Genomic DNA, 17,592 nt, shown 5'->3' on the forward strand with positions numbered 1-17,592 from the left:
ACTGTAACTTTCTTTGAAAGGAAACTCTTAAGAATCTGTAATCGCAAGCCGCGCTACAAAAGTATCTAATTCTTGGTCAATAGCATCTAATTTTCTGTTAAGTAATTGTAACTCTCTAATTGTTGCGTCAACGTCAGATTGTCCTTGTTGTTTTTCTTTTAGAATTGAATCAATCTGTTCTCGAAACTTTTGAATCTCTTGACCAAGACTCTCATCTATCGATTTTTGAATTTCAATTAGCTTTATTACTACCGCATCTGCTATTTTATCGCCTCGTTGGTCTGCTGAATCACGAATTGAAACTGCAAATCGTTTAGCAGCGTCTTCTTTAATCTTGTTATTTGTAGATTTTGCAGTTAACAATCCCTGAATGAGTCCACCACTAGCCATAGCTCCAAATATCAACAAAGGATTTGCAGCAGTTAGAGTAATTGCTGCCACACTAATTATTAGTTGAGGAATAATAGCTTTTGCCATCTCTTGATAGCCAAAAACAGCACCAACCCCGGCTAATCCAATATTTGCTCCTAACAAAAAGCCTCCACTCGCAGCCAGTACTCTTTCGATGACACTAACTTTTTTAATGTTAAGGTCATCTATGGAAACTATGCCACCTGCAACTTGAATCTTCAGGCTATCTAATTGATGTACAAATTCGTTGGCACGTTCATCTATCTCTTGGGTAAGACGTTCTAGACGGCTACTAACCAAAGGTTGTAATATTTCATTTTGCCAGACTAATAATTCATTTTCCATCTTGCTGGAAAGTTGGTTAGTCACATCCTTAATTAACTTTTCAATTTGCGACTTAGTTAACACCATTGATGTTTGGGTTTCCAACGTTTTCACCCATTCGCTCACAACTTTGTCAGCCAGACGGCGATAGAAACTAGAACCTTCAGCACTAATAGTCTGTTTGATATCTTCCAAAAAATTAGAGATACGTCGCACTATCTGTTCTCGCTGCATTTCCAAACGCCGTAGTGGCTCCTGAGCAGCTTCATATCGAGCTTCCAAGGTTTTTAAATCAGTTCTTAGCATCGCTTCCCGCTGAGGAATAACTCCTCGTGCTTCATAAATTGCTCTCTGGAGTTCTGCCGCAGTTCTGAGAATTTTGATGTTACCTTTTTCGTTGGCTAAGAATTTTTCTAGTTCTCTTTCAACCAAAGTTAAACCTGAAGCTTCAACTTGCCCCTTATCGCCTTTGAGTTTTCCTCCTAAAGCACCACGAGCATCGATAAAAAATATCCGTTTTTTATCACGTTTTGTTTTCGGAGCTAGTTTGTTAATTCCAAGTTGCTTAATGCTGTCTTTTTCTTCATCTTCAATCATATTGAAGCGATTGCAGATAAAGAAAATATCTTTATGTCCAGCAGGTATTAAAGTATTGTCAATCACATCCATTTCTGACTTAGAAGCCAGTGCTTCGCAGGAAAGTACAAAGAGTATTGCATCAACATTAGACAAATAGTCCATTGTTACTTTCTGGCGAGTATCATGTTCATTCAGTCCAGGAGAGTCAATAATTTCTACTCCATTGCGGCAAAGTTCTAGAGGCCAAAACAATTCAACTTTTTCGTAGGGATTGCTATTAATTTCACTTACATCATCTTTAATTACAACATACTCTTCAATTTCATTAATAGGAACTTCTTGAGGCAAAGACATAGGAGTATCTACCGACTTTGCAGGATGTAATAAAGCCCGACGGCTATCTCCCCATTTCACTTCATTAATGATTGCAGTACAAGGTCTAGCATACGCAGGTAAAACTTTCTCACCCAGCAAAGCATTGATAAAAGTACTCTTACCACGCTTAAATTCACCTAAAACTAATACCTTAAAGCTATTGGACTGCACTAGATATTCTAATTGTTTAAGTGACTTTTCTGATTCAGTCATGTTTAGCGAACTAATTAGCTTCAAGTGGCGTTGAATTAAACTCGCTAGCACATTTTGTTTCTCTTGAAACGCTTCATAGTTTTGGTATTTAACAGTTTGAACTACCATAAAAATTTCCTTGCAGATTTATTGGGTTTATGTACTTGAAAGAAATGTAATTTAGGGCAATAACAATCGTGAAATTTCTTTTTTCAAAGTAGAAGCTTGAGAGATTATTTCTGTCCAATGGTTTTCCGGTTGTTCTTGCTTATTATTGAAAGCAAGTTTATAGGCAGATTGCCAAGCAATTTTTTCCTCTTCCATTTCTTCACTCAATTGGTTATATAGTTGTTGAAAACGATTTGCTAAACGTTTAAAATACTCATCCATACAACGGTCAAGGCTATGTTCTAGCTCTTGATTAAGTAACTTTCGCTGCTCTTGCAATTTTTCCCTAATAACTCGCTCACCAACAACCCATACTGTTGTACTTACAGCTACTCCAATTGCTCCACCAAAAACACAGCCACAGATTGTAGCAGCACTACCTCCAAGGCGGGTGAGAAGTCGATATTTTTCGATTTCAGTCAGGGAAATAGCTTGTAAATCTAAATCGATTTTAACTATCTCTGAAGTATCAATATCTTCTGTATTTATCCGAGTTGAAAACTGTTTCGATACTTCATTTTGTAGCCACTCAAAATCTAGAGCCAAAGCTTTTAAAATATCGCTTTCTAATTGTCGGCTCAACCTGAAAAGCTCACGTCTTAATCTAAATGGTAAATCTTGCTCCCACCAAGTTTTAGGATCTTGGGTTCTTTTGAGTTCCAATGAAAGATTTTCTAATAACTCTGTTTTAGCTTCGAGAACTTTTTGGTGTAACGCCTTAGTACGGTATAAGCGTTTTTGATCCAAATTCAGGCGAATTCTTTCCCAGTCAGTTTGGGCGTTTTGGATTTCCTGATTTACCTTCATTAAGGCGCTCTCTTTCGCTGTTGCATCCATTGCAACAGTAGAGATTGCTAATTCTCCAACTTTGATTAGATGTGAAAGATAATCTGTTATTTGACCTGCAATTTTACGGCTACGCCAGATCCGGCGATCGCCTTTTGCTACCATTGACTCAATCTCAGCTTTTATTGCTGCAAATACTTCAATTTCTGAATTACTATCGCTGACAGGATATAGCGGTAAAACAGGAATTGTTGAGGAAATTTTTGCTATTCGCTTACGAATACTATTAAATACCTCTAACCTTTCCTCTTCAGCAATAGTATCAAGCTTGGAAACAGCAACCAAAATCCTGGGAATATGGCGACCCATTACTTCCTGTTCTAAAAAGGTTGCTTCTGTCATGCTGAAAGGTAATGTAGCACTGACAACTAAGACAGATGCATCACACTGGCTCAACAGATCGAGTGCAAGAGCCGCACGACGACCACTTAAGTCTCCTACTCCAGGTGTGTCAATTAATTCAACATCAAGTGCTTGTAACCAGGGATTGGCTAATGTTAAACGGACTTGGCCAACCACCTCTTGTTCGCTACCATTGCGATCGATAGCTGTTAAATCTCTCCAAGATAGTGCTTCCATTGGACGAGTCTCCCATCCATCTTTGGAAGATTGAACTTCCATACGGTCTTCTGACCCTGCGACAATTGAGGTTAAGGTCGCTGTAGTTGGAAGATCGCCAACAGGTAAGATGTTTGCATCTAATAAGCGATTGACTAAAGAACTTTTGCCACGACTGAACTCACCCACAAACGCTAGACGGAAACCTGGCAATTCCCACCGTGAGTTTAGTACTTTTAACTCAGCAGTAATATCTTCACAATCAGATAAATTGGATAATAGCAAACACTCATCAAGCCAGAGGCGAATCCATTCACTCAAGTTATGAGAATCTTCTGAAGGTGCAGGTGATGGTATTTGAGTTTCGATAGTACTAGCATTTACTACAGATTTAGAAACACTATCGTCTGGATTTTCTGCTTTGAAAAAATGATCGTTGACAGCTTCTACTACACCTGAAACAACAATCTGAATTGTCTCAACAACAGCGGTATTTATCGCTTCTGGAACACCATCAATAACAACTTCTTCCAATGAAGAACCTAGATAATTTGAATCTTCCTCACATTCTGATGCTTCATTATAATACTGAACTGAATATGAAGCAGGTTCTAAATTATCGCTGCTTTCTTCTAGGAAATTATCCTTGATATCAGTTTCCGCTTCAAAATGAAACCAATCATCAAAAGCATTGGAAAAAGACTTATCAATCATACAAATTTTCCTTTAAGATATTTACTTTCTGCTCAAGTTATTGGATTTTGCTGTAACGCCATCTGCGACTTAATATTTTGACTTCATTTCCATTCCTCTATACTAAAAAGAGAGAGGCTTTGATTTTTGCTCCCCTTCTCTATAAGGTAAGTAGGGGTTAGGTTTGAGAGAAAGTCGCAGATATCGTACTGTAATAACTTTTAATCTGGCAAATTTAACTCAGCTGTAGATATACTGGATATATGCAGTACAGCCGCGTCTGATTGAGCAATACTTAATGATTCAAGTGCATGAAAGATAATTTCGGATGCGATCGCAAAAACTTCGACTAATTTTTTGCTTTTCTCAAAAGATTTATGAATGGATTGTTTGCAGTCTAAGAGTTTGACTTTAGGTAAAATCCATGATATGGGTCTTGCTGTGATAACTATGAAAGTGGGCTAGATTGTAATCAAGAATACAAATTATATTTTCATCAATAAATTAGACATACTAAATTTAATCACAGGAAGCATTGTCATCTTTGACAAGGCAAGATTACAAGCCAAATGTTCAGCTTCATATTTTTTAATCACTTTCGGGAGAGAATATTCAAAGCTCAATTCTGAGTAAGGATTTTAGATTTTACTCTAGTGATAGTGAAAAAAAGAAAGTTAAAAGAATTTTATTTAATTTAAATTTCTTAATAAAGGACCCATAATCAATTTAACAACTCGCCCCCATGTAAAGCTTAAAATGTACTCTACAAGTTTTGGGACGATTAGTGAAAAAAGCGGTAAGAATAAGGCAGTAAAGTTACGAAAGCTAGTACTAGCAACAAAAACACTAGGGATGAAACAAATCAGCGTCCATATCAACCTATTTATAAATTTAGAATTTATGGAAGTACGACTTTGAAATTGATTAACAACTATATAGCGAGTAGTAGCAAATAATATAGTTAACCCTAACCAAGCAAATATTACTAGCATCCAATTTGCTGGATGGAGATTGTAAACTAGAAAACCAGCAGGAAAGAGAGAAGCTATCTCCCAAACTAGCAGATTTAATTTACTCCGCAGACAGCTTAGTATTTGCTCAATAAGCCAATAATGCACATAAACAATATTTAAACACTGAGAATTTTGGATAAAATCACTCCTAATTTTGTGAATTATGTCGCCATAAAACAAGATATTGCTTTGTACAATAATATCTTGTTCTTTCCAAAAATATAAAGCTGATGTATCTTCTCTATAATAAGAATTAAAAGTAAGTCCATACTGTAATCTCGATTTATTTTGTAATGATTTGCTCCAAAATAATTTGATAAAATTTCCGATAAAACTATTGTCAAATATTTTCAATTTATTTTTAGTAACTACTAATTTAGTGTATGGTGTAACGTTCTTATTCAAGCAAATCTTATCGCTAAAACAATTGTAGTACCAAAGATAAGCTAGTAACTTTGGAGGAATGTATAAAGAGCAGCCTATTTCTCGTGCTTCCTCAATTTGTTTTAAAATGGTCTTATTTAGATAAAAAGTATACTGTCCTGATTCAACCTTAATTTTAAGTTCAATAGGAGTGCCTTGAGGTATTTGTACAAAGAAAGAGAATTGAACATCAACTTGATTATCTGTGTGTGTTTGTTCGGCGTTCATTGTCGGGATAATTTTGCGATATTTTGTATAATACCAATCAGAAAATCTAGTGTTCCACGCCACTGTTTCTCTCCAGCAACTACCCCTTCATTATGGATTTTTAGAATTAAATCTCTATCTCCTTCAGATAATTGAAATAGCTTTTTATGATAACGACTAATAATATCTCCATCTAATTGCATAACAGTTTGAGCATAAATAATATCAATATCTACGCTAGTAATGTTGCCACTATTAAGTGCCGCTTTTAGTTCAGACATTTTTCGCAAAGTACGAATAAATTTATCATTATTTAAAAGTTCTTCAATCTCTTTCCACCTTTGCTGCAAACTTTTTAGATTATTTTCTTCTCGATCTGCAATAGGAGTGGGAGCAGGTAATATTGGTCGAGCTAACTTTATGTATACCTCGTCAGTTGGAACAATATTCGCTTTATGTTCCACCTGATATTTAAGACGTTCTTGATATTGAATTATTCTAGAGTCTGGCTCACTACTTTCATTACTTTTTTCAAGTAGAATGTAAAAATATTCTCTTTCAAGTTGCGAAAATAGACTTGTATAACGCTTGCGTAATTCTTGAGCTTGAGTTTTTTCTGGTTCCGGTAAACCGTCTGGATTTGGAATGCCTTTGACATCAAAGTAGTCTTTGTCATTTATTGAATAAATCTCTTCATACGCTTGCCAAGCATTAAACTTTGCGCCAGTAATTTGCTCCACAACCATTGTATTTATTTCTAAAGCTGTAATATCATCAACTAATTCATGTACAGATGAGACTACTTTCTCTAGCAAATCTTTGGCTTGTTCTTGAATTTTGTTAGGCATAGTCATAATTTCCTTAATTTATTTAAAGCAAATTAACCTACAGGTTTGGATAAATTCCTATTCTGTAGGTATTTTAGGCTTACTAAGCTATTAATTAATATCAATAATTACTGTGGACGAGATAGCGATTGTTGTGAAGTTTTACGAGATTTCATAATTTCTATAAAAAATCCATATAACTTATGCAAACTTTCTATATTTTTTTGCATAATTTCCCGACTTTCTTTAATTTGAGTTAGATGAAATTCGCGAAGTTCTGTATATGGACCGCTTCCAACAAATTGACTACCAACTTCATTAGTTATATCACCATCAATTAGATTGATTATAGTGTGCATTCGATTACCTGGTTGAGCAATTTGCTGCCCTTGTAGTTGTTCTAAGTGAGTAGATGATTCTGGAACCCAAGTGGTAATTTCTAGCTCGATAACTTCAACTATTGCTGTTTGAATAGCATCAATAATTTCATCAATATTGAATCCTTCTCCCTTACTATTTAGCTTCTTAACTTTGATTTTAAATTCACTACTTGGTTTGCTATATTGACTATTGCTTTCCCAATTTTCTATGGCTTGACCATTAGTTTCTGTGTTTTCATTAAAAGTATTATTCACCATGATATTTTAGAGGTTCCAGATAGATTTTAATATAAACAAGATACAACTATAGGTTATGTCAAAAGTTTTCAGGCTTTTACTAAAAAAAAGTAATTAAAGTCAAAAAAACTTAATATTCAAGAAATTTTTACTAAAAAAATTATGATTTCTTAAAGCCAAATTTATCTTAAAAAAAGAATAATACCATTTTAGATTTTGGAAGAACTGCGTTGCAGCGAATCCAGCACTACCGTAGGATTTCCCTATTATCCTAAGTAGCGTGATTCTGAAATAATTATTTAATTAATTAGCTTTTGGGCGTTTCGTTCCAATCAGTATAAATTAAATATTGCTTTTATACAAAGAATGCCTAAGTATTTTTCAAGGCAAAGATAAATTTAAGGTATTAATAAGCACAAAGTAATAAGATTAATTTATTTGAGTCAACTTTTTTATCTTACCTAGCAAAGCTTAGACGCACAAGTAGACCTGACTTTTCCTATAGCACTATGTATACAATGATATGACTGCGATCGCAAAGCAAAGGAAAATATGTTGTTATCTCGTCAAGCTTTTGCTACACCTTTTGTAATTTCTATGTGTATTTTAGGAGTTGGCTTGATTCAATTCCCCCAATTGCAAAAACTAATAAATAGAAAACAATCTGCCTCTATAGAAAGTTTAAAACAAGAAATAAAATCTGAAAATATTCGTCTAAAATTTCTCAAAAAAACACCTAGTTTTAGTTATGATAACTTCATCGCAGATTTGGTGTATCTCAATTTTCTCCAATATTTTGGAGATGATGAAATTCGGGATAAAACAGGTTACAGTTTAAGTCCAGAATATTTTGAAGTTATTTTAGAACGTGACCCGCGATTTTTAGCAGCCTATCACAGTCTTTCGATCAGTACTTCATTATATGCTGGTATGCCAGAACGTGCGATCGCAATATCAGAGAAAGGCTTAAAATCAATATCTCCCTCAGTTCCCAAAAAGTCTTATTATATATGGCGTTATAAAGGAGTTGATGAGTTATTATTTTTAGGCAACGCGAAAGCTGCTCAACAGTCTTTTGCAACGGCGGCAAATTGGGCTAGTAAATTTTCAGATCCAGAGAGTCAACTTATAGCTAATACTTCCCAAAGAACTGCGGAATTCCTGAGCCGAAATCCTAACAGTAAATATGCTCAAATTTCTACATGGTCAATGGTTTTAAATAATCATGCTGATGAAAGAACTCAGAAACGTGCAATTAGGGAAATCGAAGCTTTGGGAGGAAAAATAGTTACAACTCCTGAAGGCACTAATAAAATTATATTTCCCCCTAAAGATTAAATTATTGCAAGTGTAATGGAAGATTATATTCACTCAATTAGTTTCAAGTTTATCATACATGATTGAGTAAGGTGATACTGATGTCAATACAATTGGCAGAATCTAACTCTCAAATATTAAAGTGTTTTCCTGTTATTTCTCAGTTGCGCCCTCACCTGGAGCAGGATAATTTTGTAGAACAAGTTCGATATCAAATGAAAGAAGGATATCAACTTGCATTCTTGGAAGTAGAAAAGCAAGCTGTAGCAGTGGCTGGATTTCGTATTTCTAATTGTTTAGCATTGGGAAAGTTTTTATACGTTGATGATTTAGTTGTTGATGAGTTGAAACGGTCACACCGCTATGGTCAACAGTTATTTCAGTGGCTAATTGAATATGCCAGAAATCATGAGTGTAAACACCTGAGTCTGGATTCTGGCGTTCAGCGATTTGCAGCCCACAGGTTTTATCTTATGCAGCGTATGAGCATTACAAGTCATCATTTCTCAATGGAGTTGTAGCAACAAGCAATTTGGTTGTGACAAATAATATTTTTTGGTATGAAGGCAAATTAATTCACTCTCAAACCCTAGAATTAAACATTAACGATCCGGGTTTACTTTATGGGGCAACTGTTTTTACAACATTGCGGGTTTATGAGAACTCCCTAGATAGTAATTTAACTAATTGGCAAGCACATTGCGATCGCTTACTCTTCTCAATACAATCTTTTGGTTGGCAGCAACCCAATTGGAACCGTCTGCGTCAAGGCGCTCAAATTCTTCTGGCACACTTTCCTGTTCTCAGAATTACCCTCTTTCCCGATGGACGGGAATGGATAATTGGTAGATTCTTACCACAAAATTTGACAGAAAAACAAAAAACTGGTGTTTCGTGTGCAGTTGCGAGTCCGGAATTTTCTCGCTCTCTCCCTTCTCATAAAACTGGAAATTATTTGAGTGCTTGGTTAGCAAAAACTAGCTCAGATGCTCAAGAAGCAATATTAGTCGATGCTCAAGGAAATTGGCTAGAAACCAGTACAGGCAACCTTTGGGGATGGTGCGATCGCACTTGGTACACGCCACCAATAAAGGCCGGAATTTTACCGGGAATTGGGCGATCGCAACTTGTAAACTGGTTGCAAAACCACCACCAGCCAGTGCGAGAAGAAACTTGGAGCGTCGAGTTAGTCCAGAAATTTGAAGCGATCGCCTACACTAATAGTGTGGTCGAAATTATTCCCATTCATACAGTTCATCTGCCTTCAGGGTCGCTAGAATGTAATCCCTACCATGATAGTTTTCAGCTAATAAGGGAGCTTTTTTTAGCATGACAACCACGCCAAATTTGTTATATCTTAAGATAAGTTAACATAATTCTTAATAATCACCTTTTTGAGCAGAGAAGCTAGGCGATTGCGCGAAAAATACCGGAGGATAGACCTTAGTGAATAAAAGATGGAGAAATGCAGGGCTGTACGCGCTGCTGTTTATTGTCGTAATTGCGTTGGGAACAGCATTTTTTGACAAACAACCCCAAAGCAGAGAGACATGGCGATACAGTCGCTTTATTCAAGAAGTTCAGCAAGGCAGAGTAGAAAAAGTCAGTTTGAGTGCAGACCGCTCTACAGCACTGGTTACACCCAAGTATGACCCAGCTAAACGGATTGTTACCTTAGTTAACGATCCAGACTTGATTAATACTCTGACTTCTAAAGGCGTTGATATTTCTGTTTTGCCCCAAACCGACGAAGGATTTTGGTTTAAGGCACTGAGCAGCTTATTTTTCCCTGTATTGCTTTTGGTTGGCTTATTCTTCTTACTACGTCGCGCTCAAAGTGGCCCGGGTAGCCAAGCGATGAACTTTGGCAAATCCAAAGCCAGAGTGCAAATGGAACCTCAAACTCAGGTGACATTTGGCGATGTCGCTGGTATTGACCAAGCCAAGTTGGAATTAAACGAAGTCGTAGACTTTTTGAAAAACGCCGATCGCTTTACCGCCGTTGGTGCAAAAATTCCTAAAGGTGTGCTGTTAGTTGGCCCTCCTGGTACAGGTAAAACCCTCCTAGCTCGTGCGGTAGCTGGTGAAGCAGGTGTGCCCTTCTTCTCCATCTCCGGTTCAGAATTTGTGGAAATGTTCGTCGGTGTGGGTGCATCCCGCGTCCGCGATTTATTTGAACAAGCTAAGACCAATGCTCCTTGTATCGTCTTCATTGATGAAATTGACGCCGTAGGTCGTCAACGGGGTGCAGGTTTAGGTGGTGGTAACGATGAGCGGGAACAAACCCTCAACCAGTTGCTCACAGAAATGGATGGTTTTGAAGGCAACACTGGCATCATCATTATTGCTGCTACCAACCGTCCTGATGTCCTAGATGCAGCACTGTTGCGTCCTGGTCGCTTTGACCGTCAAGTTGTGGTTGACCGTCCCGACTATGCCGGACGCAGCGAAATCCTCAAGGTACACGCTCGTGGCAAGACCTTGGCGAAAGATGTGGATTTGGATAAAATTGCCCGTCGTACCCCTGGATTTACTGGCGCAGATTTATCCAACCTGTTGAATGAAGCCGCAATTCTGGCAGCACGCCGGAATTTGACTGAAATTTCAATGGATGAAATCAACGACGCGATCGACCGCGTATTAGCTGGGCCAGAGAAAAAAGACCGGGTAATGAGCGAAAAGCGCAAAACCTTGGTGGCTTATCACGAAGCTGGTCACGCTTTAGTTGGTGCTTTGATGCCAGACTATGACCCAGTACAAAAAATTAGCATTATCCCTCGTGGTCGCGCAGGTGGTTTAACTTGGTTTACCCCCAGTGAAGACCGGATGGACACTGGTTTATACAGCCGCGCTTATTTGGAAAATCAGATGGCTGTAGCTTTGGGTGGTCGGATTGCTGAAGAATTAATCTTTGGTGAAGAAGAAGTGACCACGGGTGCTTCTAATGACTTGCAGCAAGTAGCACGGGTTGCGCGTCAAATGATTACTCGATTTGGGATGAGCGATCGCTTAGGCCCTGTTGCTCTTGGTCGTCAACAAGGTAATATGTTCCTCGGACGCGATATCATGTCAGAGCGCGATTTTTCTGAAGAAACGGCTGCTGCTATTGATGAAGAAGTTCGTAAACTTGTAGATGTAGCCTATACACGCGCCAAAGAAGTGTTAGTGGGCAACCGTCACATTCTAGATCAGCTAGCGCAAATGTTGGTTGATAAAGAAACAGTAGACGCTGAAGAGTTGCAAGAAATTCTGTCGAACAACGATGTGACGACGGCTGCGTTTGCTTAATTTAATAAGTAGTTAGGAGTAGAGACGCGATGAATCGCGTCTTTACAAAAGTTAGGAGTTAATGGCAAAAGCCCGGTCATGAAGACCGGGCTTTTAATCCGTAATGGGGTTATATTCCCCGAAGGTTCGTTATAGAGTTTCAGTATAAATCGCTAATCTGATGATAAAGACTACCACACGAGCATAATCAGTTCCGGAAAATTAGAAAAATTTTTTTTAGATACACCAAAATCAAATTACTAACGCCGGAAGAACGTGTCCAAATGTTGGCACAGAAGTTACGCGAACTTGGTATCGATCCTGATTCTCTCCCGTAATCACTCGAAATCAGGGTAACTCGGAGATTTTACGAATTACCTTGATTGCGATCGATGCAAAAAGAATTTATGCATTCTGTCGCACACCCCTCATGGCATCAAATAGATAACTTTCTAAATCTCGATCGGACTAGCATCACGAGTGACTGGATACTAATCAGTTGGTTTTACACTCTGGATGTCGGTTTCAAAAATAGCCACGCCACAAAGAATGTAGCCGCCGTAAATAGTTGCGTTAAATCCAAAGCAGATAGATAGCCATCTGCAAATGAAGCAATGCTGCGATCGGTAATGCCAAATACCCAGGATGACAGGCCAAATAACCAAATCCCATTCTTGAGATTTCCGACGAATTCTTTAGAGTCCGATCGTTTTTGATCTTTCATAATCTTCTGTTCCGTTGGTGAACAATCTAGTGATTGATGCTCAATACCTGCCATTAGGAATTTTTTCCGATTCCTGACGCTGAATTTACATTTACTATCTATTAATAATATTAATAAATATTTCACCTACTTGACATCCCTACCTAAAGGTACATCTCATAATGATGACATTCCTCTTTTGGTTCTGTTACCTCCGATAGACGGCAATACGTTGAGTTCTCAGCTTTACAGCGTCAGGTTTGAATACTGAAATCACATGATTTTTAAATAACCATATAAATATTTATTTATGCTTCGCATAAAATACCTCATAGGATAGATGCGTTTCCAAAATCTCTTTATATTTCAATTGTGTAGAGACTTCGTAGGGGCGCACAGCTAGCTATGCGCCCCCACAAAGAAATGAAATACTTATTTTGGAGTAGATTAATTCCTTACTCTTGACTCAGCACTCAGCACTCAGCACTCTTCATCTCACCAACTGCGCGGCGGAATTAAAAAATTGACGACACAACCCCTTCGTGACTAAAACTGTTGTCAACAAGTTAGCAAAAGCAACCATAAACATAATCAAAATTTCGTAGGAGACAGCATCTAGAGGTTTGACACCAGCTAATAACTGTCCGGTGGTAATTCCTGGTATTGCGACCATACCTATGAGTATCATTTGATTAAGAGTAGGAATCAATCCGGCTTTGATGGCGTCTTTGCGATACTGGCTAACAGCTTGCTCTGGAGTTGCACCTAAGCTTAAATGGGTTTCTATTTCGAGATGGCTGGAATTAATGGTGCTGACAAGGCGATCGCCTGCGATCGCAGCTGCATTGGTAGCATTTCCTAAGACTATCCCTGCTAGGGGAATTATATACTGTGGTTCGTACCATCTCTCTGGTTGAACGATTAACAAGTTGATGTAAAACACTGTCACGGCGGTACTAATTAAAATTGCACCCCACACCAAAGGCAACAGATGAGGAATTTTTGGAGTAATGCGATTTCGTGCGACAATCGCCGTAATTGTCAGCATTATTGCTAATAGCGCCAAAACTGCCCAAGGATTGTCTAAAGCCAAGATGAAATCTAAAATGTATCCCAATACAAGAAGTTGTAAGATGGTTCTCCCAGTAGCAAGGGCTAGGTTCAACTCTAATCCTAATTTTTCCCAAGCAGATAAACCAATGGCGATCGCCATCAATCCCACACCAATAGCTAAATCCCCGAAATCCAGCTCGATCAGATCCTGCATAGGTTCTCTATCTCCTGGTATTTTCTGCTCAAAGCAGCCCACACAAGAGGAACTTTGACCAGATGTGTTGGATCTTGGTTGATATATATCACTTTCATCAATTCAAAATGGTACGACCTTAACATGGCAAACACCTAGTATGCCTACATCTGTAAATTAAATGTGCGGTGGTTTCCTGTACCACAATTTAAGTAAAAACCCTAATAGATGCGTATCTTGGGCGATAGTCTTTTAGTAGCTCCTCTTTGATTAACAATTCAATCAGCGAAAATTGACTGTCGAAGTGCATCCTTTGTATCTCCCGATAAAATGAGAACTCATGATCCAAAGTGTAAATCCCATCCCTGTCTTTGATATCAAGCAGCAATATACCACCATCGAAGCAGAAATAAGTGCAGCCGTCTTAGAGGTTTTAGCTTCTGGCCGCTATATCGGCGGCCCCTTAGTCGAAGGCTTTGAACAACAGTTTGCCGTTTATAATACTGTTACTGAATGTGTGGCTTGTAATTCTGGTACTGATGCGCTCTACTTAGCGTTACGAGTTTTGGACATTGGTGCAGGCGATGAAGTTATTACAACGCCTTTTACCTTTATTGCAACATCTGAAGTGATTAGTGCCGTTGGCGCAAAGCCTGTTTTCGTTGATATTGACGCGACTACGTTTAATTTAGATGTAGAGCAAGTCGCAGCGGCGATTACACCCCAAACAAAAGCGATTATCCCGGTTCACCTCTTTGGACAACCCGTGGATATGACATCATTAATGGCGATCGCTCAGTCTCACAATTTGTCCATAATTGAAGATTGTGCTCAGTCTACAGGCGCGATTTGGGCCGGTGAAAAAGTCGGAAGTATTGGACATATTGGTTGCTTTAGTTTCTACCCTACCAAAAATCTTGGTGGTTGCGGCGATGGTGGAGCAATAACCACTAACGACCCAGCGATCGCCACTAAACTGCGAATCCTACGAGATCATGGTAGTAAGGTTCGATATTTACACGAAGAAATCGGTGTAAATAGCCGCTTGGATGCTCTCCAAGCAGCCATTTTGCAGATTAAGCTACGTTATTTGGATATTTGGAACGATCGCCGTCGAGATATTGCCAATTATTACTATCAGTTCCTCAGTCAACTTCCGGGGATTGTCCCGCCCCAAGAATTACCTGGGGGTATTGGAGTATGGAATCAATACACTATTCGCATATCAGGCGAAGGGCGAAATGGTTCTAGCGCCAAATACCGAGATTGGGTGCGTAGTCAATTGCAAGAACAGGGCGTAAGTTCAATGATTTACTACCCCCATCCTTTACATTTGCAGCCAGTTTATCAAAGTCTGGGCTATAAAATTGGAGACTTTCCAATAGCAGAGCAAGCTTGTCATGAGGTTATATCCTTGCCGATGTTCCCAGAACTGACACAACAACAGCAAGACCAGGTGATTTATGCGCTGAAAGAAGTTAGGAGTTAGAAGTTAGGAGTTAGAAGTTAGGAGTTAGAAGTTAGGAGTTAGGAGTTAGAAGTTTGAAGTTAGGAGTTAGGAGTTAGAAGTTAAAAGTTTTGAATAAATAAGTTTCTTCAACTCATAACTCATAACTCATAACTCATCACTCCTAACTCATAACTCCTAACTCTTAACTCACTTAATTACTGCATTTGCAGTCGCTAAGGCTTCTACTAAGCCGCGCACAGCAGCAATCATTGCGACTTCGCTATTGAGTTGATTGATGGCGGAACCAACACCAACACCAGCAGCACCAGCTGCGATCGCTAATGGTGCTGTAACGTTAGAAATGCCGGAAGCACACAATACTGGTACTGACACCACACGGGAAATCTCAAAAGCTGCTGCCAAGGTGGGAGCAGCTTTTTCAATTAATCCTAGAGTCCCGGAGTGAACTGGGTTACTGCTAGTACCGCCTTCGGTTTGGATAATGTCTGCTCCAGCTTTCACCAATTCTTCTGCTAGCTGTACTTGTCGATCTAGTTCCAGGATGTGGGGAACGGTGACAGATAAGGTGATTTCCGGGAGGAGAGCACGAGTTTGCTTAGTCAGCGCTAGCACTTCTGGAGCTTCAAAACAGCGTCCTTGAGCATAAAAGGAATCGAAATTCCCGATTTCAATTAAATCAGCACCAGCTGCCACTGCTTGCACAAATTTCTCTGGTTCTACGGCTGAAACACAAACAGGTAAATTTGTCAAATTTTTAGCTAGCTGGACTAAAGCTGGATCGGCGGCAATATCGACAAAAGTTGCACCGCCTAATTCAGCAGCTTTAACAGTAGCACCGACGCTAGCGGCGTCGAAGTTATTCAAACCGCTAATCACTTTGAGAACGCGGCGGTTAGTAAATGCACGTTGGAGTGTGGAATGCATCGTCATAGTTTGGCTTTTGAAGCTACGAAAATTAGGTATATTCTACCGTCCCTCAGTTGATGAGAGACTAAATCAGTATGATAGTTGCCAAATATTGATAGTTTTTTGATAATTTTATCCTTAGCGCCACCGATCAAAGTTTTGCCATCTGTACTGAGAGCGATCGCATCAACTTCTAATTCCATCCATTTATCTACGTTTGTAAGGTTTTTACCACTATCCTAGTCAAACTCTGGAGGCCATAAATCTGCGATTGGTACTTCCCATCCTGGGAGCAGTTCGGGAACTGTTAAAATATCGCCATCACGAAGTATTATTGCCTCTTGTCCAAAGTTGTAAACTTCAACAATCCGCTCATCTGGATTGAGCAAAATTCCTACCTTAGTTCCCAAACTCAGAAATTCTTGAATTTTGGCTCTCAAATCCTCTAAATTATCGCTAGGGGACTTCACCTCTACAGTCAAATCGGGAGCCAATTGAGCAAAAGACTTGGGACTACGACGCAAGCGTTCGGCTAAAACAAATGAAGCGTCTGGTACGCGCAAATCTGAATTGGGCAATCTGAAACCGGCGCTAGAAGCTGCTGTTCGCCCCAGTTTGCGCGGTTTAACCCAGTTGCGTAACTCGGCAATCATTGCCGCTGCGACTTCATCTGATTCGTATCCTGATGGACTCGAAACAATAATATTACCCTTGACTAGTTCCATACGAAAGTCAGGATGCTGTTGCTGCATTTTTTCCAAGTCTTCAAGCGTTAGGGACATAAAACCTCTAATTACACGCCTTGTTTTTATATTAATTATGGAGACAACAGACCTCTCTAGGTGCGATCGCTCCATAAATTACCTTGACTTTTTACGGAATTTAGAAAGGGTACATTGATTTTACTAAATGAATTTCCTAATTATTTTCCACGTTTACAATCAAACTTTATTTCCTGCGACTATGACTTTAGATACCAAAACCATTTTTGCTATCTTGACTGATAAAGGGTCTGCCATCGACTGGAACCAACTGCTTACCGAAATCCTGACCGCTTTCGATTGCTCTACAGGTAGCATCCATACCCTAAATAAAGACAGCCAGTTATTGCACCTAAAGGCTTACCAAGGCATTCCAGAATTGCTTTTGCCTAAAATGACGATAATTCCCATTGGCAAAGGAATGGCTGGTGTCGCCGCCGAACGCAAGCGACCCGTACAGATTTGTAACCTGCAAACCGACGAATCAGGAGTGGCTAGACCCTCAGCAAAAGAAACGAAGGTAGAAGGTTCTATGGCAGTACCGCTGATGCTGAATGGTCAATTGCATGGTATCTTGGGCATCGCCAAGCCAGTTACCTACGAATTTACTTACGAAGAGAAAGAGATACTGATGGAGATTGGAGAGGCTATTAGCCGGAAAATCGTCAGTTAAAATCAAATACTATTA

At 39.0% G+C, this 17,592-nt stretch carries 16 protein-coding genes; 6 read left to right on the forward strand and 10 right to left on the reverse strand.

What is annotated here, in order from left to right:
* Window positions 1-27 precede the first annotated feature (27 nt).
* The 5 genes from NSTC731_RS16225 to NSTC731_RS16245 form a co-directional block, all read right to left on the reverse strand.
* Window positions 28-2,010, reverse strand: coding sequence for a dynamin family protein (locus NSTC731_RS16225; RefSeq protein WP_445631683.1), 1,983 nt, complete (start codon window positions 2,008-2,010; stop codon window positions 28-30).
* Window positions 2,011-2,061: 51 nt separating this feature from the next.
* The gene (locus NSTC731_RS16230) at window positions 2,062-4,167 is read right to left on the reverse strand and encodes a dynamin family protein (protein WP_445631684.1); all 2,106 of its coding nucleotides are present in this window, start codon (window positions 4,165-4,167) and stop codon (window positions 2,062-2,064) included.
* A 668-nt stretch (window positions 4,168-4,835) separates the two neighbouring features.
* Window positions 4,836-5,810, reverse strand: a complete 975-nt coding sequence (locus NSTC731_RS16235; protein ID WP_445631685.1) for a hypothetical protein — start codon at window positions 5,808-5,810, stop codon at window positions 4,836-4,838.
* Window positions 5,807-6,637: a hypothetical protein gene (locus tag NSTC731_RS16240; protein ID WP_445631686.1), complete on the reverse strand. Its 831-nt coding sequence runs from the start codon at window positions 6,635-6,637 to the stop codon at window positions 5,807-5,809. Before NSTC731_RS16240 ends, NSTC731_RS16235 begins: the two co-directional genes overlap by 4 nt.
* 107 nt (window positions 6,638-6,744) lie before the next feature.
* A complete protein-coding gene (locus NSTC731_RS16245; protein WP_445631687.1) occupies window positions 6,745-7,254 on the reverse strand; it encodes a hypothetical protein in 510 nt (169 codons plus the stop codon).
* Between the two features lie 531 nt (window positions 7,255-7,785).
* Between NSTC731_RS16245 and NSTC731_RS16250 the strand changes: the two genes are divergently transcribed.
* From NSTC731_RS16250 to ftsH3, 4 genes are all read left to right on the forward strand, one after another.
* Window positions 7,786-8,571 (forward strand): hypothetical protein, encoded by a 786-nt coding sequence (locus NSTC731_RS16250; RefSeq protein ID WP_445631688.1) that lies wholly within the window; start codon window positions 7,786-7,788, stop codon window positions 8,569-8,571.
* 80 nt (window positions 8,572-8,651) lie between these two features.
* Entirely contained in the window at window positions 8,652-9,071 is a 420-nt protein-coding gene (locus NSTC731_RS16255) for a GNAT family N-acetyltransferase (protein WP_445631689.1), read from the forward strand.
* Between the two features lie 29 nt (window positions 9,072-9,100).
* Window positions 9,101-9,883, forward strand: a complete 783-nt coding sequence (locus NSTC731_RS16260) for an aminotransferase class IV (RefSeq protein WP_445632108.1) — start codon at window positions 9,101-9,103, stop codon at window positions 9,881-9,883.
* A gap of 113 nt (window positions 9,884-9,996) precedes the next feature.
* On the forward strand, window positions 9,997-11,838 hold the full coding sequence (gene ftsH3 / locus NSTC731_RS16265) for an ATP-dependent zinc metalloprotease FtsH3 (protein WP_322659564.1): 1,842 nt from the start codon (window positions 9,997-9,999) through the stop codon (window positions 11,836-11,838).
* A gap of 484 nt (window positions 11,839-12,322) precedes the next feature.
* Here the strand turns inward: ftsH3 and NSTC731_RS16270 are convergent, their stop codons facing one another.
* Both NSTC731_RS16270 and NSTC731_RS16275 read right to left on the reverse strand, forming a co-directional pair.
* On the reverse strand, window positions 12,323-12,541 hold the full coding sequence (locus NSTC731_RS16270) for a hypothetical protein (protein WP_094350008.1): 219 nt from the start codon (window positions 12,539-12,541) through the stop codon (window positions 12,323-12,325).
* 469 nt (window positions 12,542-13,010) lie between these two features.
* Window positions 13,011-13,787 (reverse strand): ABC transporter permease, encoded by a 777-nt coding sequence (locus NSTC731_RS16275; protein ID WP_445631690.1) that lies wholly within the window; start codon window positions 13,785-13,787, stop codon window positions 13,011-13,013.
* Window positions 13,788-14,106: 319 nt separating this feature from the next.
* Here NSTC731_RS16275 and NSTC731_RS16280 point away from each other — a divergent pair, with 319 nt between their 5' ends.
* Window positions 14,107-15,255, forward strand: coding sequence for a DegT/DnrJ/EryC1/StrS family aminotransferase (locus NSTC731_RS16280; protein ID WP_445631691.1), 1,149 nt, complete (start codon window positions 14,107-14,109; stop codon window positions 15,253-15,255).
* 168 nt (window positions 15,256-15,423) lie between these two features.
* On the opposite strand, the gene NSTC731_RS16285 is transcribed toward NSTC731_RS16280, so the two are convergent.
* The 3 genes from NSTC731_RS16285 to NSTC731_RS16295 are packed head-to-tail and all read right to left on the reverse strand — an operon-like array spanning window position 15,424 to window position 16,925.
* Window positions 15,424-16,167 carry a DUF561 domain-containing protein gene (locus tag NSTC731_RS16285; protein WP_445631692.1) on the reverse strand — a complete coding sequence of 248 codons (744 nt, stop codon included), beginning with the start codon at window positions 16,165-16,167 and terminating at the stop codon, window positions 15,424-15,426.
* Window positions 16,164-16,346, reverse strand: a complete 183-nt coding sequence (locus NSTC731_RS16290) for a hypothetical protein (protein WP_445631693.1) — start codon at window positions 16,344-16,346, stop codon at window positions 16,164-16,166. Before NSTC731_RS16290 ends, NSTC731_RS16285 begins: the two co-directional genes overlap by 4 nt.
* A gap of 36 nt (window positions 16,347-16,382) precedes the next feature.
* Entirely contained in the window at window positions 16,383-16,925 is a 543-nt protein-coding gene (locus NSTC731_RS16295; RefSeq protein WP_445631694.1) for a Uma2 family endonuclease, read from the reverse strand.
* 127 nt (window positions 16,926-17,052) lie between these two features.
* Between NSTC731_RS16295 and NSTC731_RS16300 the strand changes: the two genes are divergently transcribed.
* The gene (locus NSTC731_RS16300) at window positions 17,053-17,577 is read left to right on the forward strand and encodes a GAF domain-containing protein (RefSeq protein WP_445631695.1); all 525 of its coding nucleotides are present in this window, start codon (window positions 17,053-17,055) and stop codon (window positions 17,575-17,577) included.
* Window positions 17,578-17,592: the final 15 nt, after the last annotated feature.

It is taken from the genome of Nostoc sp. DSM 114167, from assembly GCF_052692655.1.